This window comes from Pseudomonas fluorescens, assembly GCF_002022275.1.
GTDB classification, from domain to species: Bacteria; Pseudomonadota; Gammaproteobacteria; order Pseudomonadales; family Pseudomonadaceae; genus Aquipseudomonas; species Aquipseudomonas fluorescens_AJ.
In genome coordinates this window covers 254,849-280,579 of record NZ_MSDF01000007.1, presented here as the reverse complement: position 1 = coordinate 280,579, position 25,731 = coordinate 254,849, and the positions used below count along the sequence as shown (strand labels likewise).

The window sequence follows — 25,731 nt, the reverse complement described above, 5'->3', positions numbered from 1 at the left end:
AGTCGAGTCGCCAAACCCGGCCGCTTACAAAGCGACCCAGCGACTATAAGGTTGGTTGGTGAAAACCAGGAGCGTACTGCTTCCGAATGAGCTGTAGGACATTGCGCAAAAAGGCCCCCTCAATGCCTATGCCGATGATGCACATCCGGAAAATGCGCATGGCTATGCCGCATCACCCCATGTACATGCACGTGACTGTGCGGCTTCCCCGGTTCCCACTCAAACCCATGCTCATGCTGATGATGCTCATCATGCACATGTCGATGCCCGTGCTCCGTCGCCTCATGCAGGTGCTCATGCGCGTGCCGCTCCGTCAGGTGCAACCACACACCCACAGCCATCAGCGCCAACGCAATCCAGAACGCGACTGACACCGACTCCCCAAACATCAGCAGCGCTACCGCGGCACCGAGGAAGGGCGCGGTCGAGAAGTAGGCGCCGGTACGCGCACTGCCCAAGCCGCGCAACGCCAGCACAAACATCACCAGACTCACGCCATACCCCAAAAAACCAACCAGCAGGATAGGCCCCAATTGCGCCATCCCCGGAACCTGCGCGCCAAGGTAAAGCGCCAATCCGCAGTTCACCAGTCCCGCAATCAACCCCTTCGCCCCGGCAATAAACAGCGCGTCCGACGCCGACACCTTGCGCGTCAAATTGTTATCAATCCCCCAGCACAAGCAGGCAAACGCCACCGCCAACGGCCCGGTCCAGTCGTGACTCGCGCCGCCTCCGTCGGACCAGGACAACACCACGCCGCCCAGCACAATCGCGATCATCCCGAACACGATGCGGCGGTCGGCGTTTTCCCTGAAGACCAGCCAGGCGATGACGGCGGTCAGTACGGATTCAAGGTTGAGCATCAATGAGGCGGTCGCGCCGGCGGTGCGGGTCAGGCCGAACATCAGTGCAACCGGCCCGAGGATGCCGCCGAAGGCGATGGCGCCGATCAGCCAGGGCCATTCGGAAGGGGGGAGCCCGGTGGGTTTCCAGCCGCGATCACGGATCAGGCGTACGCCTGCGAGACCGATGCCGCTGCCGAGGTAGAGCAGGCCTGCGAGCAGCACGGGCGAGAGGCCCAGGCCGAGGCTTTTGGCGAGCGGGGTGCTGGCGCCGAACAGGGCGGCGGCGGCGAGTGCGTAAAGAATACTGAGGTTCATGGGCCGTCCTCGTAGGTCAGGCCCATGATACGTCGCAGGCGTCAGTTAAAGCCCTGGCGTTTTTGACAACTTCACAGTCATTTATTGCGCAGATTTCAGCTTGATCACGTCACCGGAAATCTTGGTGGTGTAGCCGCTGAGTACCCAGGCCCAGAACCAGTTTTCCTGGACTTGGGTGTTGATCAGCGCATCGCCGCCTTTGGCTTTGATAGCTGCATCCTGGGCGCGCACGAAACGGCTGTTCTGGCCGATCGGGATGATGCCGAACAGCATGATACCGGTGGCGCTGGCTTCACTGTGGCCCAGCACGGTGTACTGGTTGCTGTCGTACTGCGGGGATTTGATGGCGGTGCCGGTGCAGCCGGCGAGGGCAAAACCAAGAACGGCGGCTGCTGCAACTTTACTGATGTACTTCACGGGGTAACTCCATGGGCAAAAATCGAGATCCACTTCTCGAAGGCGCGCCACTTTAATCCCGGTGATGGCAGATTGAAATCAACCCCGTGAAAGTTTCATCTTCAGGCCTGCACGTACACCCAGGCTGTCAGGCCCGAAGCCAGCGCCACGGATACGCGCTTGTAGTCCGACACTTCGTAGGCATCCGCCGCGGCCAGTTCCTGTTCATTAATCTGAAAAACCATGCCTTCAACGCTGGCGGCCTGTTCTTCGGTTGGCGCGACGATTGGGTGATGGGTCTTGCCGCTGGTGGCCAGCACTTCGGGGTCGGTGATTTCAACCCAGCTTTGCGCATAGCCGAGCATCGCGTCGTGCTGGCCGACCAGTTCGCGGCCGAAGTTGGCGAGTTGCACGGCTTTGTCCTGCAGGGTTCCGTAGGAAAACAGCAGCACGGGGAATTGGGTGGAGAGTTCCATGGTGTTCCTTAAGCGAGTAAGTCTTCGTAAAAGGCGCCGTAAGGCTTGCTCGGGTGGGCGATCTGGATTTCCAGAATCCACAGCCCGGCATTCGGGTAGTGCTCAAAGTCGCCGAGGTCGCCGCCGCGATGGATGGCGTGGGGAAAGTCGCTGACGCGGTGGCCCTTGATGTCGAGGTTCAGTTGCCAGCCCATGGCGTGCGCCTGTTCTTCGGCGTAGCGGTAGAGGTCGAGGCCGACGACCTTGTCGTTTTTCCAGCGTGATTGTACGCGGTCGAACAGTTCCTTGGCCGCGCTGGCGCAGGCGATCATGTCCGGGTCGGTGCCGGTGCTGAAGGTCGCACCGGCATCACCTTCGTGGCCTTGCCACACGGCGCCCATGTCGATGAAGAAGATGTCGTTGTCGCCCAGCACCGGGTCGCCGTCGGAGCGTTGCTTGAAGGTCTTGAGGGTGTTGGCGCCGAAACGCACCAGCAGCGGATGCCAGATGCGTTGCGTGTCGAGCTCGGTGAGTAGCTGTTTGCCCAGCTCGCGGGCTTCGGATTCGAGCATGCCGGGGCGGATGCGCTGGGCGAGGCTGTTGATGGCTCGCCAGGTCATGGCCTGGGCGTGGCGCATGGAATCGATGGTGTAGGCGGCGCCCACGGCTTCTTTGGGTTGTGAACTCACCGGGCTTTCCTCGTATTCAAGTTGTGCTGGTCGTTATGCGTTTCACTATATAGCGATGCGATGGCCGAGCCCAACTCCCAGAACACCGCAAAGCCAATGTGGGAGCTGGCTTGCCTGCGATAGCGGTGGTTCAGGAGCAAATGTGCAAGTTGACCCACCGCCATCGCAGGCAAGCCAGCTCCCACATTTTTTGACCGCGTTCAGCCAGTTAGAGGTGCAGCCAAGCCAAACCACCCAATACCATGGCCACGCCGCCGGCCGTATACGACATACGCTTCAACCACTCCTTGCGCGTCAACAACGTAATCGCCGCCAACGAAATCGCAATCTGAATCGCCGTCATCGCCTGCGCCCACCGGTGATGCTGGTGCAGTGCCTCTTCAGACTTCTCATCCCATGCCTTCGACGTGGCCTCAAGCTTCTCGGCCTGCTTGCGAACCTCTTCCTTCTGGCCCTTGTAGCGCTCGATCTCATCCTTGTAATGCGCCGCGTCCACGCCGGGAATGTGCGTGGCCAGTTCCGCGAGGTTCTGGCGGCTGGATTTGGCCTGGTAGTAATTCCACTGGTTGGCTGCTTCGGTCTTGATGATGGCGGCGTTGTTCTTGTCCATCGCCGCTTCGCTTTCGGTGGAGCCTGCCTGATAGCTGAGCATCGCGCCGAGGGTGGCCATCAGCGCGGTCATCACGGCGATGCGGCTGGCGAAATTGTCGCCACGGCCGTGGGCGTGTTCGGTGGTGTGTTCGACGTGTTTTTCGTGGGGGCTGGGGACTTCGAAGGCTTCGGACATGGGGGCGTCTACGAACGGAATGAGGGAGTCTGATTCTTCACCAGCGCAGCTGTCTCGATCCTGTACGTAACGCCGCAAAGTCGCGTCTTTTCACGTCAACGCCACCACAAATTCCTGATCGTGGCTGGCCACCACGGCGTGCCCGTCCACGCTGACCCACGCGCGGAACATGCCGAGGGTGTTGTAGGGCGCGCTGACGTTGCCCCTGGCGTCGAGGGTGATGGCGCCGGCGCCCACGCCCTGTTCACGGAATTCACCCATGATCAGGTGGCCCGAGGCTTGTTCGAGGCCCAGTCCGCCGAGGCTGATGCGCGTGGCGATGTCGTGGGCGAACACATGCCGGATGAAATATTCGCCCTGGCCGGTGCCCGACACCGCGCACACGCCGTCGCAAGCGTAGGTGCCGGCGCCAATCAGCGGGCTGTCGCCGACGCGGCCGACGGGTTTGTTGGTGTAGCCACCGGTGGAGGTGGCGGCCGCCAAGTGGCCGCTGCTGTCGAGGGCGACGGCGCCGACGGTGCCGTGTTTTTCTGATTCCCGCGCGGCCTTGAAGGTGCCTGCGCGTTGGTGCTCGCGCATTGCCTGCAACGCTTCGACGCGTTGCGCGGTGGTGAAGTAGCTGTTGGCGACGCAGTCCAGGCCGTGCGTTTGGGCGTAAGCATCGGCACCGGCGGCGGTCATCAGCACGGCTTCACCGGCGTCGAGCAAATGGCGCGCGGCGAGGATCGGGTTGCGGATATGCGCCGCGCCGCACACGGCGCCGGCGGCGAGTGTGGCGCCGTCCATGATCGCCGCGTCCAGTTCATGCTTGCCGTCGGCATTCAAGGCGGCGCCGTAACCGGCGTTGAAGTAGACCGAGTCTTCCATCCCCAACACCGCTGCCTGCACCGCATCCAGCGCCGAGCCCTGTTGTTGCAGGACGTTCCAGCCGGCAACCAGGGCCAGCCTCAAGTGCTCGCGCGCTTCCTGCCATTGCGCTGCGCTCATCTCGTGTTCGGCCATGACCCCGCAACCGCCATGCAGGCCGATGGCGACGGGGCCGGAGGTGAGGGGCTGTGGGGTGCTGTGCATGTGGGAAAGCTCCGTTAGGCGAAGGTGAAGGTTCGACAGGTCATGCCAGATGGCAGGCGACCCGTTGTCCTGAGTCTTTGGTGATCAGCACCGGGCGCTCTTCCTTGCAGCGTGCCACGGCGATCGGGCAGCGTGTATGAAAGCGACAACCGGACGGTGGCGAAAGCGGGCTCGGCAATTCGCCGGTGAGGCTGACACTGCGCTGCCGGTCGGAGGGGTCCATGCTCGGCGCGGCGCGCAGCAGGGCCTGGGTATAGGGGTGCAGCGGCGTCTGGTAGAGCTGTTCTGTGTCGCTGACTTCAACCACTTCGCCCAGGTACATCACGGCCACTCGGTGGGAAATATGCCGCACCAGACGCAAGTCATGGGCCACGAACAGCACGGTCAGCGAGAGTTTTTCCTGCAGTTCCAACAGCAGGTTGACCACTTGCGCCTGCACCGACACATCCAGCGCCGACACCAGTTCATCGGCCACCAACACGTGCGGCTCAACCGCCAGCGCGCGGGCAATGCCGATGCGTTGTCGCTGCCCGCCGGAAAACTCATGGGGCAGTTTTTCGGCGGCATCGGCAGGCAAACGCACCAAGGCGAGCAAGGCCTGAATACGCGCAGGAATCTCCTGAGGCGGGCAGACCTTATGCACCGCCAAGGCTTCATGCAGCATTTGGCCGACGGTCATGCGCGGGTTCAGCGAGCCGTACGGGTCCTGGAAAATCATCTGCACCTGGCGGTTGAACTCGCGCCGTTGCGGGCCTTTGAGGCTGGCGATGTCTTTACCGTTGAAGCGCACGCGCCCGTCGCTGGCGGACAGCAGGCCGACCAGGGTGCGCGCGAGGGTGGATTTGCCGCAGCCCGATTCGCCGACAATCCCCAGGGTTTCGCCCTTGGCCAGGTCCAGCCGCACGCAATTGAGTGCCTGCACAAACCGTTGCGGGTGCCCGCGCAGGCGGTCGAGCAGCGTGCGCTTGATCGGGAAATGCACCACCGCGTCTTCGACGCTGATGATCGGCTGTCGGGTGTCATTCATGACGCACTTCCTAGCGCCCGCAGGGGAATCAGGGCTTCCCAATGGTGGCAGGCCACGCGGTGTTGCGGCGTGAGGGATTGCAGGGTCGGCACCTCGCGTTCGCAGCGCTCGCTGCGATAGTCACAGCGCGGGCTGAAGCTGCACCCGTTGGGCAGTGCGAGCAGGCTCGGCGGTGTGCCGTCGATGGAGCGCAACGGCTGGCGTTCGCCGCCGGTTTGCGGCACGGAGGCCATCAAGCCTTGCGTGTAGGGGTGGCGCGGTTGTTTGAAGAGGTCAACCACCGGGCCGCTTTCGACGATACGCCCGGCGTACATCACCGCCACTTGGTCGCACAACTGCGCGACGACGCTGAGGTCATGGGTGACGAAAATCATCGCCATGCCCAAGTGGTCGCGCAGGTTGAGCAGCAGCTTGATGATCTGCTCCTGAATGGTCACATCGAGTGCGGTGGTCGGCTCGTCGGCGAGCAGCAAGCTGGGTTCACCGGCCAGGGCCACGGCGATCATCACTCGCTGGCGCATGCCGCCGGAGAACTGGTGCGGGTAGTCTTCCAGGCGGTTTTGCGCATCCGGGATGCCCACCAGGTTCAGCAGTTCGAGGGTACGTGCCTTGCGCTGTTTGCGGTTCAGGCGGGTGTGGGCGCACAGGCTTTCATCGATTTGCCGGTGCACGCTCAACACCGGGTTCAGGGCGATCATCGGCTCCTGAAAGATCATTGCGATCTGCCCGCCGCGCACCCTGCTCATGGCGCGCGTGCCCAGGGTCGTGAGTTCCTCGCCTTGCCAGCGCACCGAGCCGCTGGTCTGCGCCGAGCCTGGCATGAGTTTGAGCAGCGAGCGCAGGGTCACGCTTTTGCCGGAGCCGGACTCGCCAACCAGGCCGAGGATTTCGCCGGCGTGCAGGTCAAAGCTGACGTCCTGAATCGCGCGGATCTCGCCGCGTGGCGTGCGGATCCGTGTGTTCAATTGGCTGACTTGCAGTGCAGGCGCCGTCGGTGAATCAGTCATGTGCAGGGCCCTCATCATCTAGTGGCTCGCCGGGCGCAGCCAGTCGGCCAGCGCATCGCCCAGCAGGCTGAAACCCAGCCCGGTCAGCACGATCGCCAAGCCAGGGAAAATCGTGATCCACCAAGCGGTCTCCATGAAGTTCTTGCCGGCGGCGATCAGCACGCCCCATTCGGCGGTCGGCGGTTGGGCGCCAAGGCCCAGGTAGCCAAGGCTGGAACCCAGCAGGATCGACAGCGCCATGTCGGTCATCCAGTACACCAGCGCCAGGGTGATGACGTTCGGCAGCACATGGCGAAACAGAATGCGTGCGTGGCTGTAGCCCATGACCTGGCCGGAGGCGACGTAGTCGAGGCGTTTTTGCACCGCGACTTCACCGGCGATCAAGCGCGCATAGAACACCCAGTAAATGGTGCCGACGGCGATGTACATGCTGCTCAGGCCCGGACCGAGAATCGCCACAATCGCGATCACCAGCACCAGCAGGGGAAAGGTCAGCAAGGCATCGACCAGTCGATGAAACAGCGCCTCGGCCGTGCCGCCGTAAAACCCCACCAGCAGGCCGACGAAGGTGCCGAACAGCATCGGAAACAGTGTGCTGAACAGGGCAATCTGCAGGTCGACACGGTAGGCATGGATGACCCGCGAGAAGATGTCGCGCCCGAAGTTATCGGTGCCAAACCAATGCGCGGCGCTCGGCGCCTTGAGGATCGCGTGGTAGTCGAATGCCACCGGGCTGTAAGGCGCAAGCAGCTGCGGGAAGGCCGCCGCCAGCACCGACAGCAGCAGAATCAGGCAGCCGAGCAACGAGGGCCAAGGCAGGTATTTACGCCGAAACTTCAGCATCGAACGCGGCGCCGGTAGCGTCATCATCAGCGAGCCCTCCGAGGGTCGAGCAGCATTTGCACCAGGTCGGTGAGCAGGAACATCACCGACACCAGCACCGCCAGCACGATCACCAGCCCCTGCACCATCGGGTAATCGCGGGTGAAAATGCTGTCGACCATCAAGCGGCAGATGCCGGGGATGGCAAACACGGTTTCGGTGATCACCGCGCCGCCGATGATGGTGCCGATGTTGAGGGCGAACAGGGTCAGGGTGGGGATCAACGCGTTGGGCAACACGTGGCGCAGCAGAATCACTCGGCGGCTCAAGCCTTTGGCGCGGGCGAAAGCCACGTATTCGGCGTCGAGCACGGCGATGATCGAGGTGCGCAGGCTGTTCATCAGCACGGCAGCCAGGCTCAGGGCCAGGGTCATCGCCGGCAAAAACAGGTGGTACAGATGGTCGACGAACGTGTCGCCATACCCCCCGACCGGAAACCAGTGCAGGTGCGCAGAAAACACCGTGAGCAGCACCAGGCCTATATAGAAAGGCGGCATCGACAGCGCCACCTGGAATGTGCCGCGAATGGTCATGTCGGTGGTGCTGTGGCGGCGCAATGCTGAAACAAATGCCAGCGGGATCGCCAGCAGCAAGGCGAAGAACCCCGCCATCGCGGTCAGCAGCAGGGTCACTGGCAAGCGTTGCGCAATGATGCTGTTGACCGGCGAGTGCAAGGCGAACGAGTTACCGAGGTTGCCGGTGAGCACCTGCCGCACGAAATACAAAAACTGCACCGGCAAGGGTTTATCTAGGCCCAGTTCATGGTTGATGCGCAGCACGTCAACGTCCTGGCTGCGGTCGCCGATCATGGCGCTGGCCGGGTCGCCGGGCAGCAGGCGGACGATGATGAACGTCACCAGCAGAATCACCAGCAGCGTCGGAATAATCAGCAGTAGCCGTTTCAGGATGTAGGCAAATTCAGGCACAGGTCGACCTCTTGGCGTACGGGGTCATCGCGCAGCACCCGGTGGAGGCGGCACTGCGCGCGAGCCCGGCCGGTTTATTTCTGCAAGTACGCTTCGCTGAACAGGTTGTTGCCCAGCGGTATCTGCACGAAGCCTTTGACGCTGGTTTTCAGCGCGACTGGATAGGAACTCTCGTACAACCCAATCGTCGGGCCGCTGCTGTTGTAGATGTCCTGGATGGTCTTGAAATAAACCGCGCGTTTGGCCGGGTCCATTTCCTTCTGCGCGCTTTCGAACGCTTGGTCGACAGCCTCGCTTTTCCAGCCGGAGTGCAGGGCCTGGATGTTTTTCGAGTAGGCGAAGTACGAGGTGATTTCGCTCGGGTCGGCGATGTCGTCGGTCCACGGCGACAGGCGCATGGCGTATTCGCTTTTGCGGTAGCGGTCGGTGCGGGTGGCCTGGTCAACCTGATCGATGGTCAGTTGCACGCCGATTTCCGACCACATCTGTTGCAGCGACGTGGCGATGCTGATGTCGTCTTCGTTGCCCGCCAAAATCATCATGTGCGTGCTGAAACCCTGCGGGTAGCCGGCGGCTGCCATCAGGGCTTTGGCCTTGGCTACGTCTACGGGGTACAGCGGGCCGGTACCGGCATTCATCGGCGTAGAGGTGGACATGAACGAGGTCATCGGCTTGCCGATGCCGTAGGTCACCAGCTGGATGAGCGCCTCTTTGTCCGTGGCGTAATTGAGCGCCTCACGCACTTTCGGGTTGGCCAGCGGGTTGGGCTTGCCGTCCAGTTGCGGGTTGACGTTGGCGTTGGCGTATTCCACCCGGGTGGACGGGAACAGCACCATGTTCAGCGCCGGGTTTTTCTTCAGTTCGTCCACTCGCGAATAGGGGATGAACTCTGCACCGTCCAGCTCGCCCGATTGCAGCTTGAGAATGCGCGTGGCGTCGTCCGGGATGATCTCGAATTTCACCCCGTCGAGGTAGGGCAGGGGCTTGCCGTCCGAACCCTGGCGCCAGTAATAAGGGTTGCGCACCAGGGTCATGGTCGAGTTGTGCTGCCAGCTTTGCAGCATGAACGGGCCGGAGCCGATCGGGTGTTCGGCAAAGGCGGCGGCCTTTTCCTGATCGGTCTTGCCGGGGGCGGCTTCAAACAAGTGCTTGGGCATGATCGAGGTGTTGAACACGGTCAGGGCGCTGAGCACGGTCGGGTCTTCGTGGGACAGGTGGATGACTACGGTGTGCGGGTCGATCACCTTGACGTCGGCGATCGCGCTGACCATGAACTGCCACACGCCGTTGCCGGGTTTGCTCGCACGCTCCAGCGACCACTGCACGTCTTCGGCGGTGATCGGCGAACCGTCGGAGAAATGCGTGTCGGGGCGCAGGGTCAGGGTCACGCTTTTGCCGTCCGGCGCGATGGTCCAGGCGCTGGCCAGGCCGGGCTGGATACCTTTGCCGTCAGCCGTCGGCAGCAGCAGGGTGTCGTAGAGGTTGGAGAGGATCCAGATATCAATGTTGCTGTCGTTGAGCACCGGCTCCAGGAAGGGGCTGTCGGCATAACGCCCGTACACCATCGTGCCACCGCGCTGCACCGTGTCCGCCGCCTGCGCCACTGCCGCCGTCAACAGGCTCAGCGCCAGGGATGCGACCAACGTTGCCTTGCTTGTTACCTTCATGAGCGAGCCCCTCGACGATTGACTGGAAGACCGTTCAGGTCTGTTTCACCGTCCATCCGTAACAGTAAGTTAGTACAATAATTGAAGGGGTTTTCAGCGGCTGTCAATCGCTGAAACAAATAAAAACGTGGCGCCAGGCAATCGCGCGTCGATGAGGTGCCATTTGTGTGCACGCGACGCAGGTTTCGCGTGAACGGTGAAAAGGCGCAGCCCCTCTGCTTCGGCCATGAGCCTGGATTTTAAAGGCATTAGCCATGATTTATGCGCTGTTAGCGAGCAAATCAGACAGCTGTGCACGCTAATGGAACAGCACTTGGCCAATCGCCCGTTCGCTGATAAAGCGCGTCGTCCATGACGGCCGTGCGGTGAATCTCAAAAAAACCTCCGCCTCGGGCCTGCTGAAAAACGTCAGTTGCAAAGCCGAAAAAAATGCGTTCTAGTGTAATAGTCAACAAGTACACATCGAGATGCATTATGGATTTCCAGCTGGATCGCACCCTGTCGATCCCTTTAGGCACACAGCTTCGCGGGCTGGTCGAGTACGCCATTACGTTTGGCGCCCTCAAGCCGGGCGATCGTTTGCCGTCGACGCGGGAAATGGCCGAGCAGGTCGGCGTGGCGCCGATGACCGTGGCCCAGGTGTACCGGGAGCTGAAAGACGCCAACCTGATCTACAGCAAGCCGGGTTCCGGTACGTTTATCGCCGAGAACACCGTGACGCCGGCCCTGAGCGCCGCGCGCATGACCGAGCTGCACGAACGCGTCGACGCCTTGATCGATTGCGGCGTGAAAATGGGTATTTCCGCCAGCGAACTCGGTGCGCTGGTGAGCATGCGGTTCAGTGAGCGCCTGCGCAGCAAGCGCAATAAACGCGTGGTGCTGGTCGGTAATTTTATCGAGTCCTCGCGCGACTACGCCTTGGCCATCGCCGACACCCTGGGCGATGCCGCCGGTATCGAAGCCACCACCGTGCAATTGCTGCAGGACGACGCCGCGTTGCGCCAACGCGCCGCCGACGCCGACCTGATCCTGACCTTCGCCCACCGCCGTCGTGAAGTCAGCCAATTGCTGCCCGGCACGCCGATCACCAACATCAGTTTTATCCCGTCCGAACACACCCGGCGCGCGCTGGCCTCCATCGACCCCCTGGCTAAGGTGCTGGTGGTGTCGATCTTCCCGGAGTTCACCGCGTTGATGAAAAGCGGCGTGCAGCGTTTCGCCTCCCACGTTGACTCGGTCACGGTTATCCACCGTGACGAGGCAGACCTGAGTGCGCAACTGCATGCGGCCGATGTGCTGATCTACGCCACCGGCGCCGATGACCTGCTCCAGCAGCTCGGTGCCAGCCAGCAGGCGTTTGAATACCGGCATGTTCCCGATGCCGGGGATATCCAACGGGTTGTGCTTCCGCTTCTGGAATAAACCGCTTCGCCATCGTCCCGTGTTGAGGATCCAAATGAAGATAAGTGAGATGAACTGGCAGCAACTGGAGCGCTACCTGGAAACCGACGATCGGGTGATCGTGCCGTTGGGCAGTACGGAACAACATGCGCTCCTGAGCCTGTCGGTGGATTCGATCCTCGCCGAAAAAGTCTCGGTGGACGCGGCGCAAAGCCTCGGCATCCCGGTGTTTCCGGTGGTGCCGTTCGGCATGACGCCGACCTTCTATGACTTCCCCGGCACCATCAGCCTGAGCCTGTCGACCTACATTGGCCTGCTCAATGACATCCTCAACAACCTCAAGCATCAGGGCTTTCGCCGCGTGCTGCTGGTGAATGGGCATGGCGGCAACTCACCGGCGCAGAACTTCATCAGCGAATGGATGCTCGGCAACCCCGAGATGAGCGTGCAGCTGCACAACTGGTGGGCGGCGCCCAAAACCTGGGCCAAGGTCATGGCCATCGACCCGGTCGCGTCCCATGCCTCGTGGATGGAAAACTTTCCCTGGACCCGGCTCGCGGGCGTCACCCAGCCCACCGAGCCAAAGCCGATGATCGACCTGGCGCAACTGCGCAAGATGAACCCGAACAAGGCTCGCGCGTTTCTGGGGGATGGCAACTACGGCGGCTACTACCAGCGCAGCGAGGAAGACATGTCCGCCCTGTGGGACGTGGCGGTGGACGAAGTGCAGCAGATCATCAACGCCCTGTAAGCGAGGCCGCTCCGTCATGCCACACACTCAACCGCAAGACCGCGCGCCCATCGTTATCTGGGGCGCTGGCGCCATAGGCGCGGCGATTGCTGCCGCTCTGGTGCAACTCGATGAGCCGGTGATTCTGGTGGATAACGCCGTGGCCCATGTGGCGGCGATCAACGCCAATGGGCTGACGATCACCGGCCCGCTCATCGAGGGTACCTTCAAGGTGCAGGCGCTGTTGCCCGAACAGTTGCAAGGGCGCTTCGAACGCATTTTCCTCGCGGTCAAATCGCACCACACTGCGGGCGCTATCGAGCAGATCCTGCCGCACCTGGCCGACGACGGCTACGTGGTGTCGATGCAGAACGGGCTCAACGAACATGTGATTGCCGCGAAGATCGGTGCTGAACGCACCCTCGGTGCGTTTCTGAATTTCGGCGCCGACCTGCTTGAGCCCGGCGTGATTCATTACGGCGGGCGTGGCGCGGTGGTGGTCGGCGAACTCGACGGCGCGCCGCGTGCGCGCACCGAGGCGTTGCATCGCTTGCTGCTGAGCTTCGACAGCGCGGCGGTGCTGACCCCGAATATCTGGGGCTACCTGTGGGCGAAGTTGATCTACGGCGCGCAACTGTTTGCCACGGCATTGACCGACGACAGCATCGCCGATGTGTTGGCCATGCCCGCCTTTCGCCCGGTGCTGACTGCGCTGGCGCGCGAAATCGCCTCGGTAGCCGCTGCTGAAGGGGTTACCTTGCAGACCTTCGACGGCTTTGACCCGTCGGCCTTTGCTCTCGACGCCAGCGCCCAGCGCACCGCCCAATCCTTCGACGACATGGTTGCGCACAACCGGCGTTCGTTGAAATCCCACTCGGGTATCTGGCGCGACCTCGCGGTGCACAAACGCAAGACGGAAATCGACGCGCAAATCGCCCCGGCCATCACCATCGGCGCCACCCATGGCCTCGACCTGCCGGTGACGCGCCGCCTGGTCGAGCTGATCCACGATGTGGAGCAAGGCCTGCGCCCGCAATCACTCGACACCCTGGCCTTGTTGGCCGACACCGCCGCTGTTGCAGGAGCCCGCCGATGAACGCCGAACCGTTTGATTTCTCCCGGCGCCAGGTCCTTGTGACCGGTGCCGCCCATGGTTTCGGCCGGGCGATTTGCCAGGCATTCAGCCAGCGCGGCGCGCGGGTCATTGCCTGCGATATCCAGCAAGAAGGCGTGGAACAGACTGCCCAATTGTGCGGCGAGCACTGCCGTGCCGAAGTGCTGGATGTGTCGGATGAGGACGCGATCGCGCGGCTGTTCAGCCGGCTTGAGGCCGAGCAGTGGCAGGTCGATACGCTGGTCAACAACGCCGGTGGTGTGGTCGGGCAAACCGGCCAGCCCCTGGAAACGGTGACGCTCAAACAATGGCAGGCGATTGTCGACGTCAACCTGACCGGCGCGTTTCTGATGTCGCGCGCGGCGGTCAGCTCGATGAAGCAGCAAGGCTTCGGGCGCATCGTCAACATCTCCAGCCGCGCGGGTTTGCAGGTCAGCCTGACGGGCATTCAGGCCTACGCCAGTGCCAAGTCCGGGCAAATCGGCCTGACGCGCCAACTGGCCCATGAGCTGGGCCCGTGGAATATCACGGTCAATAACGTCGCGCCGGGGTTTGTGCGCAGCAACGCGGCGACCGAGCGCCAGTGGGAGGCGATGCAGGAGGACGGGCAGCAGCGCTTGCTGCAAAACATCGCGTTGCGCCGGTTGGGTTCTGCCGAAGACATTGCCCACGCGGTGCTGTACTTCGCCTCCGATTGGGGCAATTGGGTGACCGGGCAAATCCTGAGCGTGGACGGCGGCCGGTAGCGCTTTTCAGCGGTTTAATTTGGCCTTTGCTCGTTTCCCCTAAGACGGTTCCTGTACGTAACGCAGCAAACCGTCGACCAGCGCATCAAAGGTCACCCGGCAGCGCGGGCTGTTGCGCAGGTCTTCGTGCATGGTCACCCACGTGTCCAGTTTCAATGCAAAACCCTCCGGCAGCACCCGCCGCAAACGCGGGTCGCGCTTGGCGAGTTGCACCTGGCAGCCGCCGATACCCGCGCCGGCGCGGATCAAGGCCAACTGTGCGAGATCGCTGTCGCTGCTGAGGGCGAAAGCGCTGCGTTCAAAGCCCTTGATCGCCAGGCTGCGGATGAAGGCGTTTTCCTGATCGAAACCAATGACCGAATGGCCCGCCAGGTCCTGCATGTGAAGGGGCATGCCGTGTTGTTGCAGGTAGTCGTCGCGGGCGTGCAGGCCGACCTCGATCAGGCCGATGCGCCGCGCCAGCAGTTGTTCCTGGCTGGGGCGGACCATGCGCACGGCGATGTCGGCTTCCAGTTGCAGCAGGTCGCTGAGGCGGTTGGTGAGGGTCAGTTCGACTTTCAGTTGGGGGTGCTGGCGGCGCAGTTGGGTGAGGATCGGCGGCAGCACTTCAACGCCGACCACCTCACTGGCAGAGATGCGCACCACGCCGCGCACGTCGTCGCCCTGGGATGAAGCGGCGCGTTCCAGCGCGGCGGCGGTACGTTCCATGGTTTCGGCGTGGTCGCGCAACGTGTGCGCGACGGCAGTGGGCAGTAACCCTTGCGGCGAACGCGTGAACAGCACCACGCCCAGCGCGGCTTCCAGCGCAGCAATATGCCGACCGACCGTGGGCTGTGTGATGCCGAGCAACCGTGCGGCCCCCGACAGCGATCCTTCCTTGAGTACACCGAGGAATGACCGGTAAAGCTCCCATCCAATATTCAATGCCATGCATAAATGTATAGCGGCTGGGCGCTCTTCGGCAATTTATCTATAGCAGGGCCGCGCGCACACTGGCCTCAACAACAAACAGGTGTGGGAGACGGCGATGAGCAAAGTACTGGTATTGGGGGCAACGGGCGGGATTGGTGGCGAAGTGGCGCGGCAGTTGAGTGCGGCAGGCTGGGAGGTGTGTGCGTTGACCCGGGACGTGGATAAGGCACGCAGCGCGAATGCGGCTTTTACCTGGCTCAAGGGTGATGCGCTTGACCGCGAAGCGGTGCTCGCCGCCGCCCGTGGCTGCACGGTGATCGTCCACGCCGTCAACCCGCCGGGTTATCGCAACTGGGCCGAGTTGGTGCTGCCGATGATCGACAACACCATCGCGGCGGCCATCGCCGAGGGCGCGACCATCGTGCTGCCCGGCACGGTCTACAACTTTGGGCCGGATGCGTTTCCTGTGTTGCACGAAGACTCGCCGCAGCACCCGCAAACGCGTAAGGGCGCGATTCGGGTGCAACTGGAGCAGCGCCTGGAGGCGGCGTCCCGCCAGGGCGCACGGGTTTTGATCGTGCGCGCCGGCGACTTTTTTGGTGGCAAGGCTGCAAACAGCTGGTTCTCCCAGGGTTTGGTCAAACCCGGCAAACCGGTGCACACCATCAGTTATCCGGGCGCGCCGGGCCTGACGCATCAATGGGCGTACCTGCCGGATGTGGCACGCACGATGGTCGAACTATTGGCGCGCCGCGCCAGCCTCGACGCCTTCGCGTGCTTTCATATGGCGGGGCATGAAGACACCGATGGCACTCAGATGAGCCGGGCGATCCAGCGGGTAGTGTTGCGCAGGACCGGCCAGCAACCCGGCGTAGGCCGTTTCCCCTGGTGGCTGTTGAAACTGGCAGCGCCTTTTGTGGTGACCTTCCGCGAACTGCAGGAGATGCGTTACCTGTGGAACACGCCGTTGCGCATGGATAACACGCGCTTGGTCGAGGTGCTCGGCAGAGAACCCCACACGCCGCTGGAACAAGCGGTCGAGGCCACGCTGAGCGGTCTGGGTTGCCTGCCTAAGCCCGCCTGATCAGGTGCACATACACCGCCACGTTGATCAGCACCACCACGGCCCCGAGCACCAGTTGAATGTTCGGGGTCAGCCCGGCCGGGTAGATCAGCGTAAGGATGTAATGCTCGATAAAACCGCCGCCATAACCGTCCTGCCCGGCGAGGTGGCGCATCAGGTTTTCCCAACGGGTCAGCGGGCAGGGCAGGTGGAACACTTCCACGGCCACACCCCAGGCTACGGCGGGCAAGTGCAGCCACACCACGCGCCGCCATTTAAGGGCCAGCAGCCCGCCGAACAACACGAACAGGATGAAGCACAGGTGGAACAGCACCAGGCCGTCGGCGGCTACGCGATAGAGCATGTGGGGGTTCGCTTTTAAAGTTGGCCGGCGTCAGGCACCGAGCTGTTCCTGTAGGTAGTCGATAAACACACGCAGTTTTTTCGGCGTGTTGCTGCGGTTGAAGTAATACAGATACAACGCGCTGTGGGTGATCCAGTCACCCAATACTTCCACCAATTGGCCGGATTGCAACTGCGGCTCGACGCTCGAGCGCGCCACATAGGCGAAGCCAAAACCGTCCAGCGCACCGCGGATCATCAATTCGATGTCATTGGTCGCCAGCCGCCCTTTGACCGTGACCCGCAGCGGCTTGCCGTCTTTTTCAAAATCCCAGCGGTGCATCAGGCCGGTTTGCGCGCTGCGGTAGTTGACGCACTCGTGCTGGAGCAAATCGTGGGGATGGGTGGGCGGCGTGCGCCCGAGCAGGTAGCCCGGCGTGGCAACGATGACGAAGCGCAGCTGCCTGGCCACCGGAATCACCACCATGTCCTCGGCCAGCACGTGGTCGTAGCGGATGCCCGCGTCAAAGCCCTGCGCGACGATGTCCACCAACGCATTATCCACCGCAACTTCCAGATTGATCCCGGGGTGCTTGCGCAAGAACCCCTGGAGCAAGGGTTGCAGCACCATGCGGCTGGCGGTGGAGGGCACGTTGAGGCGCAACGTGCCGCTGGCCTCGACGGTGGCGGCGGCGACGCTGTGCAAACTGGTCTCCAGCTCTTCCAGCAGCGGGGTGATTTTTTCCAGCAGTTGCGCACCGGCCTCGGTCAGGCTGACGCTGCGGGTGGTGCGGTTAAGCAGGCGCACGCCCAACTGTTTCTCGAGGGCGCCCACTCTCTGGCTCACCGTGGAAACCGACAGGCTCACCGCATCGGCGGCCTGGGTGAAGCTCTTGGCGCGTGCGACTTGCAGGAACAGGCGTAATTGCTGGAAATCAGGCGTGTCCATTGTGTGGTTTTTCCGAAAGGGGCTTGTGGATTATGCATCTTTTTCACAAGAACGCCTGCGCGCATACTTTTTTCACACCCACGAAGAAGGCCTTTTCATGACTGATTCAACTGCAAAGCCAGTCTGGTTTATCACCGGTTGTTCCACCGGCTTCGGGCGCCAATTGGCGTTGCACACGCTGAGCCTCGGTTACCCGACGGTGGTCACTGCACGCAATCCGCAGCAGGTTGAGGACATTGTCGCCGGCCATGAAAACAACGCGCTGGTACTCGCGCTGGACGTGACCGACCCAACCCAGGTCGAGGCGGCGGTGCAAGCGGCTCAAGCGCATTTCGGGCACATCGATGTGCTGGTTAACAACGCCGGTATCGGCTACTTCGGCGCGTTCGAAGAAAGCGACCTGGACGAAGTGCGCCGCATGTTCGAGATCAACTTCTGGGGCCTTGGCGCCATGACCCGCGCCGTGTTGCCGGGTATGCGTGCGCGTCGCTCGGGCACCGTGGTGAATATTTCTTCGGTGGGCGGGATTGCTGCGTTTCCATCCTTGAGCTTCTACAACGCCACCAAGTTCGCCGTGGAAGGTTTATCCGAAGCGCTCTCCCAGGAAGTTACTCCGCTGGGCATTAACGTGTTGCTGGTCGAACCGGGCCCATTCCGTACTGACTGGGCTGGCCGTTCTGCCAACGAAGCCCCACAGGCTATCGACGACTACCGCGAGACAGCGGCGGCACGTACCAGCCGTGTGCGCAGCTACAGCGGCAAACAGCCGGGTGACCCGGTGCGCGCAGCGCTTGCCATTGTTCAGGCGGTGGAGGCCGAACAACCGCCTTTGCGCTTGCTGTTGGGCAAGGCCGCACTGGGGTTTGCACGCGTCAAAGTCGACGCATTGAGTACTGATTTTAACGCGTGGGCTGAAGTGACTGAGGGCGCGGACTTCCCTGAGTAGGTTCTGATGGTGACGGCACACAGGTGGTCGCAATGGTTGCTTGCAGGAGACCAGGGCCGCTATTGTGCTGAATCCTTTTAGTCCTTCCCCAGGGTTTTGTTGTGATGAATGCACCGCGTAGCGCAGTCGGTCCGATCAAGGCCGTGATTTTCGATATGGACGGGTTGTTGCTGGACACTGAAGGCATCTACACCGAAGTCACGCAGATCATCGCCGAACGTTACGGCCGCACCTATGACTGGGGCATCAAGCAGCACATCATCGGGCGCGGTGCGCAGGACCTGGCTGACTACGTGGTCAAGGCGCTCGACTTGCCGATCACTTCGGCCGAGTTTCTCAAGATTCGCGAACCGTTGATGAGCGAGCGTTTCCCCAAAGCGCTGGGCATGCCCGGCGCCGAAGCGCTGGTGCGGCATTTGCACGCGCACAACATACCGATTGCCGTGGGCACCAGTTCGTCGCGCAATTCGTTTGGTCATAAAACGACCTTGCACCGCGAGTGGTTCAGCCTGTTCGGCACCATCGTCACGGCGGATGACCCGGAAGTCGGCGCGGCCAAACCTGCGCCGGACATCTTCCTCACCGCCGCGCGCCGCCTGGGCGTTGCGCCCGAGGATTGCCTGGTGTTCGAGGATTCGCCGTTTGGCGTGACCGCCGCCAAAGCCGCCAACATGACCGCCATCGCCGTGCCGGATGAGGCCATGGCTGACAGCAAGTACCACCATGCTGACCAGATCATCCGCAAGCTTGCGGACTTTGATCTTGCGGCTTATGGCTTGCCGCCATTGCGTTGACTGAAATGCAGTCAAAAAAAATGTGGGAGCTGGCTTGCCTGCGATTGCGGTGTGCCAGCCACACATCTGGCCCTGATACACCGCCATCGCAGGCAAGCCAGCTCCCACACAAGCCAGTTCCCATGTTGGCTCAGGCGCTGAAACCACCATCAATGGTCAAGCTTGCACCAGTGATATACCCGGCTTCCGGCCCTGCGAGATACGCCACAAAGCTGGCAATCTCTTCCACATGTCCGTACCGCCCAATGGCCATCAACCCCATCAAACTCTCCGCAAACTCGCTGTTCGCCGGGTTCATATCAGTGTCTACCGGCCCAGGCTGCACGTTGTTGATCGTGATGCCGCGCGGCCCCAGGTCCCGTGCCAACCCTTTGGTCAAACCGACCAGCGCCGCCTTGCTCATCGCATAAGGGCCGCCGCCGCCAAACGGCATGCGTTCGGCGTTGGTGCTGCCGATATTGATCACCCGGCCGCCGTCGCCCATGTGCTTGGCTGCTTCCTGGGTCGCAATAAACACGCTGCGCACGTTGATCGCCAGGGTCTGGTCGAAGTCTTCCAGTTTGAAGTCTTCCAGTGGCGCGATGGCCAGCACACCGGCGTTGTTCACCAGGATATCGATGCGGCCAAAGGCTTCGACGGTGGCGTTGACGGCATTGCGGATCGCGTCGGCGTCGGCGCTGTCGGCGTGGATCGCCAGGGCTTTGCCGCCTTCGCTGATGACGCTGTTCTGCAGTTCTTCAGCCTTGGCGGCCGAGCTGACGTAGGTAAAGGCAACCGCTGCACCTTGCGCGGCGAGGCGCTTGACGATGGCGGCGCCGATGCCGCGGGAACCGCCTTGAATCAAGGCGACTTTGCCGCTGAGGTTTTGTGTGGTCATGTCGATCTCCTGGTCGTTCAAGGCGGGAGTGCCTTGTTGTTGGAACCGAGTATCGACTTGAGCGCCGCTGCCCGGTAGACCGTGATTGCTATAGTCTGTGTAAACCAAAAGTTTAGAGTGCAGTGGTATGGAAAGCTTTGGCAGTATCGAATGCTTTGTGCGCAGCGCCGAAGGTGGCAGCTTTGCCGAGGCGGCGCGGCACTTGAGCCTGACCCCGGCGGCCGTCGGTAAAAGCGTCGCCAAGCTGGAAGCGCGCTTGGGCGTTCGGCTGTTCCAGCGTAGTACACGTCGCCTGACCCTGACGGAAGCCGGCAAACTGTTTCTCGAAGAAGTCAGCGCCAGCCTCACCACGATCCAGAATGCGGTGGCTAACCTGGCCAGCGCCGAAGGCCGCCCGGTGGGCACGCTTAAAGTCAGCATGGGCACGGTATTCGGCAATCGCTATGTGGTGCCGTTGCTGGGAGCGTTTATGCGGCGCTTTCCGGACATCAGCCCCGATTGGCATTTCGATAACCGTCAGGTTGATCTGATCGGCCAAGGCTTCGATGCAGCGATCGGAGGTGGTTTTGAGCTGCCCCAGGGTGTGGTCGCACGCAAACTTGCGCCCGCGCACCGGGTGTTGGTGGCGTCGCCGGACTATCTCGCGCAACGCCCGACAGTCGAAACCCCCGAAGACCTGTCGCGCTGCCTGGGCATTTTGATCCGCTCCCCGCAAACCGGCCGCGTGCGCTCCTGGCACCTCACCAGCCTGGAGCGTGAACATCGCCCGCTGGTGCTCAAGCCCGGCATGACCATGAGCGATTCCGAAGCCGCGTGCTGCGCCAGCGCTCAAGGTTTGGGTATTGCGTTGGTGAGCATGCCGATGGCCGTGCCGTTTCTCGACAGCGGCGCGGTGGTGCGTGTGCTGCCTGACTGGTACGTCGATGACGGCAATATTTCCATCTACTACGCCGAACACAAACTGCTGCCCGGCAAGACCCGGGCGTTTGTGGACTTCATCATTGAGCAGTTTGCGGAGCAGGGGTTGGTCCGCAGGTTCAGTGCGGTTTGATGAGGGCGGTGGACCGAGGTGTGGCTATCGCAGGCAAGCCAGCTCCCACAGGGGGATGCATTTCAAGCTGGAAACGCGATCAACTGTGGGAGCCGGGCTTGCCCGCGATGGCCGCGACGCGGTCTACCGGCCGAACTGCCCCGGCCAGCCAATCACTTTCTTCGGCCGAGGCGTCGCATAGGTCCTGATTTTCGACGTCGACAACCCCAGCCGCACCAGCGATTCAGCAATGGTCACCGCCGCCGTCACCCCATCCACCACCGGCACACCGGTGCGCTGGCGAATCTGCTCATCCAGCCCGGCCATGCCGCCGCAGCCCAGGCAGATCACTTCGGCTTTGTCTTCGCGGATGGCCAGTTCGGCCTGGCGCACGATGGCCTCCATGGCCGCCAGCGGGTCTTCTTCCAGCTCCAGCACCGCCATGCCACTGGCACGCACCGATGCGCAGCGCTGATACAGGCCCGCGAGTTTCAGGCGGTCTTCGATCAGCGGCACGGTACGGTCAAGTGTGGTGACCACCGAATACGCATGCCCCAAAAACATCGCCGTGCTGGCCGCGGCTTCGGTGATATCCACCACCGGCACATTCAACAATTCCTGCAAACCTTCACGGCCATGCTCGCCATAACCGGCCTGTATCACCGCGTCAAAGGGCTGGTCGTAAGCCATGACCCGGTCCATCACGGCGATGGCCGCCAGGTAGCTTTCAAAGTTGCCTTCCACGGATTCGGCGCCAAAGTACGGCGTGAGCCCGACGATCTCGGTGCCCGGTGCGGCCACAGCCCGCGCCTGCTGGGCGATGGTTTCAGTGATGGATTCGGTGGTGTTGACGTTGACCACGAGGATACGCATGGAATGTCCTTGATTAATGACTGACGTTATCGACTGCAATGCTTTCGCCGCTGACATCGGCGTAGAACGGCTGGCGCTTGGCGATCAGCAGGTAAAGCAGCCCTGCAATACCGGCGCCAAACATCCAGGAAAACGGGGCGACGCTGGCAAAGCCGGGCAACAGCGCCAGCAGAATGGCGATCAGCGCCGCAGGAATAAACGCCGCGACCGCACGCAAATTGACGCCACGGCTGTAGTAATAAACCCCGCTTGGGTCTTCGCTATACAGCTGCAACACGTCCACCCGGCTTTTACGGATCAGCCAGTAGTCGACCATGATCACGCCATACAGCGGCCCCAGCAGCGCGCCCAGACCGGAGAGGAAATACACGATCACCAGCGGGCTGTTGTAGAGGTTCCACGGCAGGATCAGCACCGCCAACGTTGCGCTGATCAACCCGGCGCGGCGGAAGTTCAGGTACTTGGGCGCCAGGTTGCTCAGCACAAAGGCCGGTGCGACAAAGTTGGCCATGATGTTCACGGCCACGGTGACAATCAGGAACGCCAGGCAGCCCAATACGAGGAAGAAGGTGTTGGGGATGGCCGCGATGATTTCAGTCGGGCTTTCGATCACCCGGCCATTGAGCTGGAACTGCCCGCCGCACAGCAGCACGGTGATCGCGGCAAACACCAGGATATTCACCGGCAGGCCCCAGAAGTTGCCGACCTGGATGGTCTTGCGGCACGGCGAAGAACGGGCGAAGTCACAGAAATTCAGAATCAGCGTGCCATAAATGCTCAGCCACAACGCGCCGCCGGCAAAGATATTGCGCCACATCTCACCGCCGCTCAGGGGCTCGCGAACCGACCAGGCGATGTTGCCGCCCACCTGGAAGTACATCCAGCCGGCCAGCGAGGCGACGGTGACCAGAATCACCGGCCCGGCAAACGCCTCATAGCGACGCACCATTTCCATGCCATACGCCAGGATCGCCAGTTGCACGAACCAGATCGCGACAAAACACGCCCAGCCCAGGGTGGACAGGCCAAGGATCGAGTTGTGGTCATAGTCGGCAAACCCCGGATGAATCGCCGACAACAACACACGGAAAACCACCGAGGCCAGGTAGGTTTGTATACCGAACCAGGCAATCGCAATCACCGCGCGAATCAACGCCGGAATCTGCGCGCCATGAATGCCGAAACTGATACGGCTGATGACCGGAAACGGCACGCCGGTTTTCTGGCCCATATACCCCGACAAGTTCATGAAGAAGTACACCAGCGCCGCCCCGATCCCGAGGGATAACAGGATCTGCCAGCCGCCCAGGCCCAGCGCATACAAGCCAATGGCAAACGAATAGTTGGCGATGTTGTGCACGTCATTGGTCCACAGTGCGAAGATGCTGTAACGCCCCCAGCGTCGACCTTCAACCTTGGTGGGCGCCAGGTCCTTGTTGTGCAACCGTGGGCTAAGCACCAGCGGGCCGGGGCTCGCGGCCTCGGGGTTCAGGGAGGGCAGATCCAGTGCGATGTGATTCGAGAGGCTTGTACGCATTCCGGCAGGCTCCAGCGCATCTGCAGCAAAGCGGCGGATGGCAAAGTGTATGTAGGTTTTGTATTTATTGTATACAAAGCGTATTTCACCTTAAGCCACATGCGTGCCAGTTTTTGATCTATGAAAACTGTGGTTAATTTCGTTTTTGCAGGTGTGATTAATAAATGGTTGAATCTAAAGCGATATAAATTGACCGTTTGAACAGGTATTTATTTTCTGCCAGGAGGGCACTCTATTAAACAGGCATAGAGTGTGGGGAGAGGGGTGTTACGTTTTGGTGCGAAGGAATTTGGATTGCACACATAAATGGCACCGATGGTTACATGTGTGTGTACATTTTTTTGCTCAACACAAAACAAATGTGGGAGCGGGCTTGTGTGGGAGCCGGGCTTGCCCGCGATGCAGGCACCTCGGTGTATCAGTGATACCGGGGTGATGCTATCGCAGGCAAGCCAGCTCCCACACAAGGCCACTCCCACACTTTTTACTGCGCCAAGGCTTACGCCTTGCTGATGATATTCCCCGCATGCAGCCCGCATTCTTTCTGCGTTGCCTCTTCCCACCACCAACGGCCTTCGCGTTCGTGCTGGTTCGGCAACACCGGGCGAGTGCAAGGCTCGCAGCCGATGCTGATAAAGCCGCGCTCATGCAAGCTGTTGTACGGCAGCTCCAGCATGCGGATGTAACCCCAGACTTCCTCGCTGGTCATCTGCGCCAGCGGGTTGAATTTGTACAGGGTGCGTTCCGGGGTGGAGAACGCCGTGTCGATTTCCAACACGGCCACCTGGCTGCGTGTCCCCGGGCTTTGATCGCGGCGTTGGCCGGTGGCCCAGGCGCTGACGCCGGAGAGTTTGCGGCGCAGTGGTTCAATCTTGCGCACGCCGCAGCACTCGCCATGGCCGTCTTTGTAGAAGCTGAACAGGCCCTTTTCTTTAACAAAAGGTTCCAGTTTGGTCTGGTCCGGCGAGATCAGTTCGATGTCGATCTTGTAGAAGTCGCGCACCTGCTCGATAAACCGGTAGGTCTCCGGGTGCAGGCGGCCGGTGTCGAGGCTGAACACCTTGACGTTCTTGTTGAGCTTCCAGGCCATGTCTACCAGCACCACATCCTCGGCACCGCTGAAGGAAATCCACAGGTCATCACCGAACTGGCTGAACGCCAGCTTGAGAATGTCCTGGGCGGATTTGTTGGCATAAGTCGCGGCGAGTTCAGCGACGTCGAAGGCTTGGTTCATCAGGACGGTTCCTACAGGTCAGTGGCGCTGAGCGCTCTCTAGGGGAGCGATGGTATCAAAATCCGCTCTGCGTTGCGGCGGCGAGCTTGAATCGCTAGAGTTCGGCAGTCCTTTTGCTCGCTCAACTAACAACATCAATGGGAGTGTCTAGTGGAAATTGCCTGTCTCGACCTGGAAGGGGTACTGGTTCCGGAAATCTGGATCGCCTTCGCCGAAAAAACCGGTATTGAATCCCTGCGGGCCACCACCCGTGACATTCCCGACTACGACGTGCTGATGAAGCAACGCCTGCGCATCCTTGATGAACATGGGCTCAAGCTCGCCGACATCCAGGAAGTGATCGCCACGCTGAAGCCGCTGGACGGCGCCATCGAGTTCGTCAACTGGCTGCGCGAACGCTTCCAGGTGGTGATCCTGTCGGACACCTTCTACGAGTTTTCCCAGCCGCTGATGCGCCAGCTGGGGTTCCCGACCTTGCTGTGTCACCGGCTCATTACCGACGAAAACGACCGCGTGGTGAGCTACCAGCTGCGTCAGAAAGATCCGAAACGCCAGTCGGTATTGGCCTTCAAAACCCTCTATTACCGCGTGATTGCCGCCGGCGATTCCTACAACGACACCACCATGCTGGGCGAAGCGGACCGCGGGATTTTGTTCCATGCGCCGGAGAACGTGATTCGCGAATTCCCGCAGTTTCCGGCGGTGCATACGTTTGAGGATTTGAAGAAGGAATTTATCAAGGCGTCGAATCGGCAGTTGAGCCTGTAAGCCATTCGATGGGCTGATGGCCCTATCGCAGGCAAGCCAGCTCCCACCTTTGAATTGTGTGAACCCGATCAAATGTGGGAGCTGGCTTGCCTGCGATGAGGTCAGTCCAGTCACTGCATATCGTCGGTCAAACCCCTGCCAGCAACCTCTCATATGGAATGCTCAAGCCCTCATGCAGTCGCTTGATCATCGACAAACCCAGCTTGCGCTTGTGATTCAACACTTCCGACACCCGCCCACTGGTGCCGATAAAAGGCTCCAGGTCGCGGGCGGTCATGCCCAGTTGCTCCATCCGAAACTGGGAGGTGTTGAGCCGCGCGTTGTGCAGATGCAACCCCGGAAACATTT

The 25,731-nt window shown here is 61.4% G+C and carries 27 protein-coding genes and 1 pseudogene; 9 read left to right on the top strand and 19 right to left on the bottom strand.

Translation table 11 applies throughout. The annotated features are described in order from the left end of the window. Positions 1-119 precede the first annotated feature (119 nt). From BFW87_RS03605 to BFW87_RS03555, 11 genes are all read right to left on the bottom strand, one after another. A complete protein-coding gene (locus BFW87_RS03605) occupies positions 120-1,160 on the bottom strand; it encodes a DMT family transporter (RefSeq protein ID WP_078738604.1) in 1,041 nt (346 codons plus the stop codon). Positions 1,161-1,241: 81 nt separating this feature from the next. After that, positions 1,242-1,577: a hypothetical protein gene (locus BFW87_RS03600; RefSeq protein ID WP_078738603.1), complete on the bottom strand. Its 336-nt coding sequence runs from the start codon at positions 1,575-1,577 to the stop codon at positions 1,242-1,244. A gap of 101 nt (positions 1,578-1,678) precedes the next feature. Next, positions 1,679-2,032, bottom strand: coding sequence for a gamma-glutamylcyclotransferase family protein (locus BFW87_RS03595; RefSeq protein WP_078738602.1), 354 nt, complete (start codon positions 2,030-2,032; stop codon positions 1,679-1,681). Positions 2,033-2,040: 8 nt separating this feature from the next. Further along, positions 2,041-2,700: a M24 family metallopeptidase gene (locus tag BFW87_RS03590; protein WP_078738601.1), complete on the bottom strand. Its 660-nt coding sequence runs from the start codon at positions 2,698-2,700 to the stop codon at positions 2,041-2,043. A 208-nt stretch (positions 2,701-2,908) separates the two neighbouring features. Next, a complete protein-coding gene (locus BFW87_RS03585; protein WP_078738600.1) occupies positions 2,909-3,487 on the bottom strand; it encodes a DUF4337 domain-containing protein in 579 nt (192 codons plus the stop codon). Between the two features lie 90 nt (positions 3,488-3,577). Then, positions 3,578-4,558, bottom strand: a complete 981-nt coding sequence (locus tag BFW87_RS03580; protein WP_078738599.1) for an isoaspartyl peptidase/L-asparaginase family protein — start codon at positions 4,556-4,558, stop codon at positions 3,578-3,580. A gap of 40 nt (positions 4,559-4,598) precedes the next feature. Next, complete coding sequence (locus BFW87_RS03575) at positions 4,599-5,585, bottom strand: ABC transporter ATP-binding protein (protein ID WP_078738598.1); 987 nt, start codon at positions 5,583-5,585, stop codon at positions 4,599-4,601. Next, positions 5,582-6,592 (bottom strand): ABC transporter ATP-binding protein, encoded by a 1,011-nt coding sequence (locus tag BFW87_RS03570; protein WP_078738597.1) that lies wholly within the window; start codon positions 6,590-6,592, stop codon positions 5,582-5,584. Before BFW87_RS03570 ends, BFW87_RS03575 begins: the two co-directional genes overlap by 4 nt. A gap of 18 nt (positions 6,593-6,610) precedes the next feature. Then, positions 6,611-7,462: an ABC transporter permease gene (locus tag BFW87_RS03565; RefSeq protein ID WP_078738596.1), complete on the bottom strand. Its 852-nt coding sequence runs from the start codon at positions 7,460-7,462 to the stop codon at positions 6,611-6,613. Beyond that, positions 7,462-8,400 carry an ABC transporter permease gene (locus BFW87_RS03560; protein WP_078738595.1) on the bottom strand — a complete coding sequence of 313 codons (939 nt, stop codon included), beginning with the start codon at positions 8,398-8,400 and terminating at the stop codon, positions 7,462-7,464. The genes BFW87_RS03565 and BFW87_RS03560 overlap by 1 nt, the downstream gene beginning before the upstream one ends. A gap of 74 nt (positions 8,401-8,474) precedes the next feature. After that, complete coding sequence (locus BFW87_RS03555) at positions 8,475-10,067, bottom strand: ABC transporter substrate-binding protein (protein WP_078738594.1); 1,593 nt, start codon at positions 10,065-10,067, stop codon at positions 8,475-8,477. A 474-nt stretch (positions 10,068-10,541) separates the two neighbouring features. On the opposite strand from BFW87_RS03555, the gene BFW87_RS03545 reads away from it, so the two are divergent. Genes BFW87_RS03545 through BFW87_RS03530 form a run of 4 tightly spaced genes read left to right on the top strand, consistent with a single transcriptional unit; the run spans position 10,542 to position 14,058 of the window. Further along, the gene (locus BFW87_RS03545) at positions 10,542-11,489 is read left to right on the top strand and encodes a GntR family transcriptional regulator (RefSeq protein WP_078738592.1); all 948 of its coding nucleotides are present in this window, start codon (positions 10,542-10,544) and stop codon (positions 11,487-11,489) included. A gap of 34 nt (positions 11,490-11,523) precedes the next feature. After that, on the top strand, positions 11,524-12,219 hold the full coding sequence (locus tag BFW87_RS03540) for a creatininase family protein (protein WP_078738591.1): 696 nt from the start codon (positions 11,524-11,526) through the stop codon (positions 12,217-12,219). A 16-nt stretch (positions 12,220-12,235) separates the two neighbouring features. Beyond that, complete coding sequence (locus BFW87_RS03535) at positions 12,236-13,294, top strand: ketopantoate reductase family protein (protein WP_078738590.1); 1,059 nt, start codon at positions 12,236-12,238, stop codon at positions 13,292-13,294. Beyond that, positions 13,291-14,058 (top strand): SDR family NAD(P)-dependent oxidoreductase, encoded by a 768-nt coding sequence (locus BFW87_RS03530; RefSeq protein ID WP_078738589.1) that lies wholly within the window; start codon positions 13,291-13,293, stop codon positions 14,056-14,058. The genes BFW87_RS03535 and BFW87_RS03530 overlap by 4 nt, the downstream gene beginning before the upstream one ends. Positions 14,059-14,097: 39 nt before the next feature. Here the strand turns inward: BFW87_RS03530 and BFW87_RS03525 are convergent, their stop codons facing one another. After that, positions 14,098-14,988 (bottom strand): LysR family transcriptional regulator, encoded by an 891-nt coding sequence (locus BFW87_RS03525; protein WP_078738588.1) that lies wholly within the window; start codon positions 14,986-14,988, stop codon positions 14,098-14,100. Positions 14,989-15,085: 97 nt separating this feature from the next. Here BFW87_RS03525 and BFW87_RS03520 point away from each other — a divergent pair, with 97 nt between their 5' ends. Then, positions 15,086-16,054 carry an NAD-dependent epimerase/dehydratase family protein gene (locus BFW87_RS03520; RefSeq protein ID WP_078738587.1) on the top strand — a complete coding sequence of 323 codons (969 nt, stop codon included), beginning with the start codon at positions 15,086-15,088 and terminating at the stop codon, positions 16,052-16,054. Here the strand turns inward: BFW87_RS03520 and BFW87_RS03515 are convergent. Further along, a complete protein-coding gene (locus BFW87_RS03515) occupies positions 16,041-16,397 on the bottom strand; it encodes a DUF2784 domain-containing protein (RefSeq protein WP_078738586.1) in 357 nt (118 codons plus the stop codon). The two genes, BFW87_RS03520 and BFW87_RS03515, sit on opposite strands and share 14 nt — an antisense overlap. Before the next feature lie 30 nt (positions 16,398-16,427). After that, positions 16,428-17,324 carry a LysR family transcriptional regulator gene (locus BFW87_RS03510; RefSeq protein ID WP_078738585.1) on the bottom strand — a complete coding sequence of 299 codons (897 nt, stop codon included), beginning with the start codon at positions 17,322-17,324 and terminating at the stop codon, positions 16,428-16,430. 97 nt (positions 17,325-17,421) lie between these two features. On the opposite strand from BFW87_RS03510, the gene BFW87_RS03505 reads away from it, so the two are divergent. Further along, positions 17,422-18,270, top strand: a complete 849-nt coding sequence (locus BFW87_RS03505; RefSeq protein ID WP_078738637.1) for an oxidoreductase — start codon at positions 17,422-17,424, stop codon at positions 18,268-18,270. Positions 18,271-18,374: 104 nt separating this feature from the next. Further along, positions 18,375-19,064, top strand: coding sequence for an HAD-IA family hydrolase (locus BFW87_RS03500; protein ID WP_078738584.1), 690 nt, complete (start codon positions 18,375-18,377; stop codon positions 19,062-19,064). Positions 19,065-19,194: 130 nt separating this feature from the next. On the opposite strand, the gene BFW87_RS03495 is transcribed toward BFW87_RS03500, so the two are convergent. Continuing rightward, entirely contained in the window at positions 19,195-19,941 is a 747-nt protein-coding gene (locus tag BFW87_RS03495) for a 3-oxoacyl-ACP reductase family protein (protein ID WP_078738583.1), read from the bottom strand. Positions 19,942-20,068: 127 nt separating this feature from the next. Here BFW87_RS03495 and BFW87_RS03490 point away from each other — a divergent pair, with 127 nt between their 5' ends. Then, the gene (locus tag BFW87_RS03490) at positions 20,069-20,992 is read left to right on the top strand and encodes a LysR family transcriptional regulator (RefSeq protein ID WP_078738582.1); all 924 of its coding nucleotides are present in this window, start codon (positions 20,069-20,071) and stop codon (positions 20,990-20,992) included. 123 nt (positions 20,993-21,115) lie between these two features. On the opposite strand, the gene BFW87_RS03485 is transcribed toward BFW87_RS03490, so the two are convergent. The 3 genes from BFW87_RS03485 to BFW87_RS03475 all read right to left on the bottom strand — a co-directional run bounded on the left by BFW87_RS03485 (position 21,116) and on the right by BFW87_RS03475 (position 24,615). Beyond that, positions 21,116-21,844, bottom strand: coding sequence for an aspartate/glutamate racemase family protein (locus tag BFW87_RS03485; protein WP_065873911.1), 729 nt, complete (start codon positions 21,842-21,844; stop codon positions 21,116-21,118). A 13-nt stretch (positions 21,845-21,857) separates the two neighbouring features. Then, entirely contained in the window at positions 21,858-23,381 is a 1,524-nt protein-coding gene (locus BFW87_RS03480) for an NCS1 family nucleobase:cation symporter-1 (protein ID WP_078738581.1), read from the bottom strand. Between the two features lie 499 nt (positions 23,382-23,880). Further along, a complete protein-coding gene (locus tag BFW87_RS03475) occupies positions 23,881-24,615 on the bottom strand; it encodes a phosphoadenylyl-sulfate reductase (protein WP_078738580.1) in 735 nt (244 codons plus the stop codon). A gap of 150 nt (positions 24,616-24,765) precedes the next feature. Here BFW87_RS03475 and thrH point away from each other — a divergent pair, with 150 nt between their 5' ends. After that, complete coding sequence (thrH, locus tag BFW87_RS03470) at positions 24,766-25,383, top strand: bifunctional phosphoserine phosphatase/homoserine phosphotransferase ThrH (protein WP_065929901.1); 618 nt, start codon at positions 24,766-24,768, stop codon at positions 25,381-25,383. A gap of 127 nt (positions 25,384-25,510) precedes the next feature. Here the strand turns inward: thrH and BFW87_RS03465 are convergent. After that, a pseudogene (locus BFW87_RS03465) lies at positions 25,511-25,684 on the bottom strand (helix-turn-helix domain-containing protein); the annotation flags it as partial. Positions 25,685-25,731 lie beyond the last annotated feature (47 nt).

What these genes read in the sequence shown, in the direction of transcription:
- BFW87_RS03545 (WP_078738592.1), top strand. Translation starts at nt 10,542, where the DNA reads ATGGATTTCCAGCTGGATCGCACCCTGTCGATCCCTTTAGGCACACAG.
- BFW87_RS03490 (WP_078738582.1), top strand. Translation starts at nt 20,069, where the DNA reads ATGGAAAGCTTTGGCAGTATCGAATGCTTTGTGCGCAGCGCCGAAGGT.
- BFW87_RS03580 (WP_078738599.1), bottom strand. Translation starts at nt 4,558, where the DNA reads ATGCACAGCACCCCACAGCCCCTCACCTCCGGCCCCGTCGCCATCGGC.
- BFW87_RS03485 (WP_065873911.1), bottom strand. Translation starts at nt 21,844, where the DNA reads ATGCGTATCCTCGTGGTCAACGTCAACACCACCGAATCCATCACTGAA.
- BFW87_RS03605 (WP_078738604.1), bottom strand. Translation starts at nt 1,160, where the DNA reads ATGAACCTCAGTATTCTTTACGCACTCGCCGCCGCCGCCCTGTTCGGC.
- BFW87_RS03565 (WP_078738596.1), bottom strand. Translation starts at nt 7,462, where the DNA reads ATGATGACGCTACCGGCGCCGCGTTCGATGCTGAAGTTTCGGCGTAAA.
- BFW87_RS03575 (WP_078738598.1), bottom strand. Translation starts at nt 5,585, where the DNA reads ATGAATGACACCCGACAGCCGATCATCAGCGTCGAAGACGCGGTGGTG.
- BFW87_RS03555 (WP_078738594.1), bottom strand. Translation starts at nt 10,067, where the DNA reads ATGAAGGTAACAAGCAAGGCAACGTTGGTCGCATCCCTGGCGCTGAGC.
- BFW87_RS03595 (WP_078738602.1), bottom strand. Translation starts at nt 2,032, where the DNA reads ATGGAACTCTCCACCCAATTCCCCGTGCTGCTGTTTTCCTACGGAACC.
- BFW87_RS03535 (WP_078738590.1), top strand. Translation starts at nt 12,236, where the DNA reads ATGCCACACACTCAACCGCAAGACCGCGCGCCCATCGTTATCTGGGGC.
- BFW87_RS03480 (WP_078738581.1), bottom strand. Translation starts at nt 23,381, where the DNA reads ATGCGTACAAGCCTCTCGAATCACATCGCACTGGATCTGCCCTCCCTG.
- BFW87_RS03475 (WP_078738580.1), bottom strand. Translation starts at nt 24,615, where the DNA reads ATGAACCAAGCCTTCGACGTCGCTGAACTCGCCGCGACTTATGCCAAC.
- BFW87_RS03570 (WP_078738597.1), bottom strand. Translation starts at nt 6,592, where the DNA reads ATGACTGATTCACCGACGGCGCCTGCACTGCAAGTCAGCCAATTGAAC.
- BFW87_RS03505 (WP_078738637.1), top strand. Translation starts at nt 17,422, where the DNA reads ATGACTGATTCAACTGCAAAGCCAGTCTGGTTTATCACCGGTTGTTCC.
- BFW87_RS03495 (WP_078738583.1), bottom strand. Translation starts at nt 19,941, where the DNA reads ATGACCACACAAAACCTCAGCGGCAAAGTCGCCTTGATTCAAGGCGGT.
- BFW87_RS03515 (WP_078738586.1), bottom strand. Translation starts at nt 16,397, where the DNA reads ATGCTCTATCGCGTAGCCGCCGACGGCCTGGTGCTGTTCCACCTGTGC.
- BFW87_RS03520 (WP_078738587.1), top strand. Translation starts at nt 15,086, where the DNA reads ATGAGCAAAGTACTGGTATTGGGGGCAACGGGCGGGATTGGTGGCGAA.
- BFW87_RS03530 (WP_078738589.1), top strand. Translation starts at nt 13,291, where the DNA reads ATGAACGCCGAACCGTTTGATTTCTCCCGGCGCCAGGTCCTTGTGACC.
- BFW87_RS03585 (WP_078738600.1), bottom strand. Translation starts at nt 3,487, where the DNA reads ATGTCCGAAGCCTTCGAAGTCCCCAGCCCCCACGAAAAACACGTCGAA.
- BFW87_RS03525 (WP_078738588.1), bottom strand. Translation starts at nt 14,988, where the DNA reads ATGGCATTGAATATTGGATGGGAGCTTTACCGGTCATTCCTCGGTGTA.
- BFW87_RS03540 (WP_078738591.1), top strand. Translation starts at nt 11,524, where the DNA reads ATGAAGATAAGTGAGATGAACTGGCAGCAACTGGAGCGCTACCTGGAA.
- BFW87_RS03500 (WP_078738584.1), top strand. Translation starts at nt 18,375, where the DNA reads ATGAATGCACCGCGTAGCGCAGTCGGTCCGATCAAGGCCGTGATTTTC.
- BFW87_RS03510 (WP_078738585.1), bottom strand. Translation starts at nt 17,324, where the DNA reads ATGGACACGCCTGATTTCCAGCAATTACGCCTGTTCCTGCAAGTCGCA.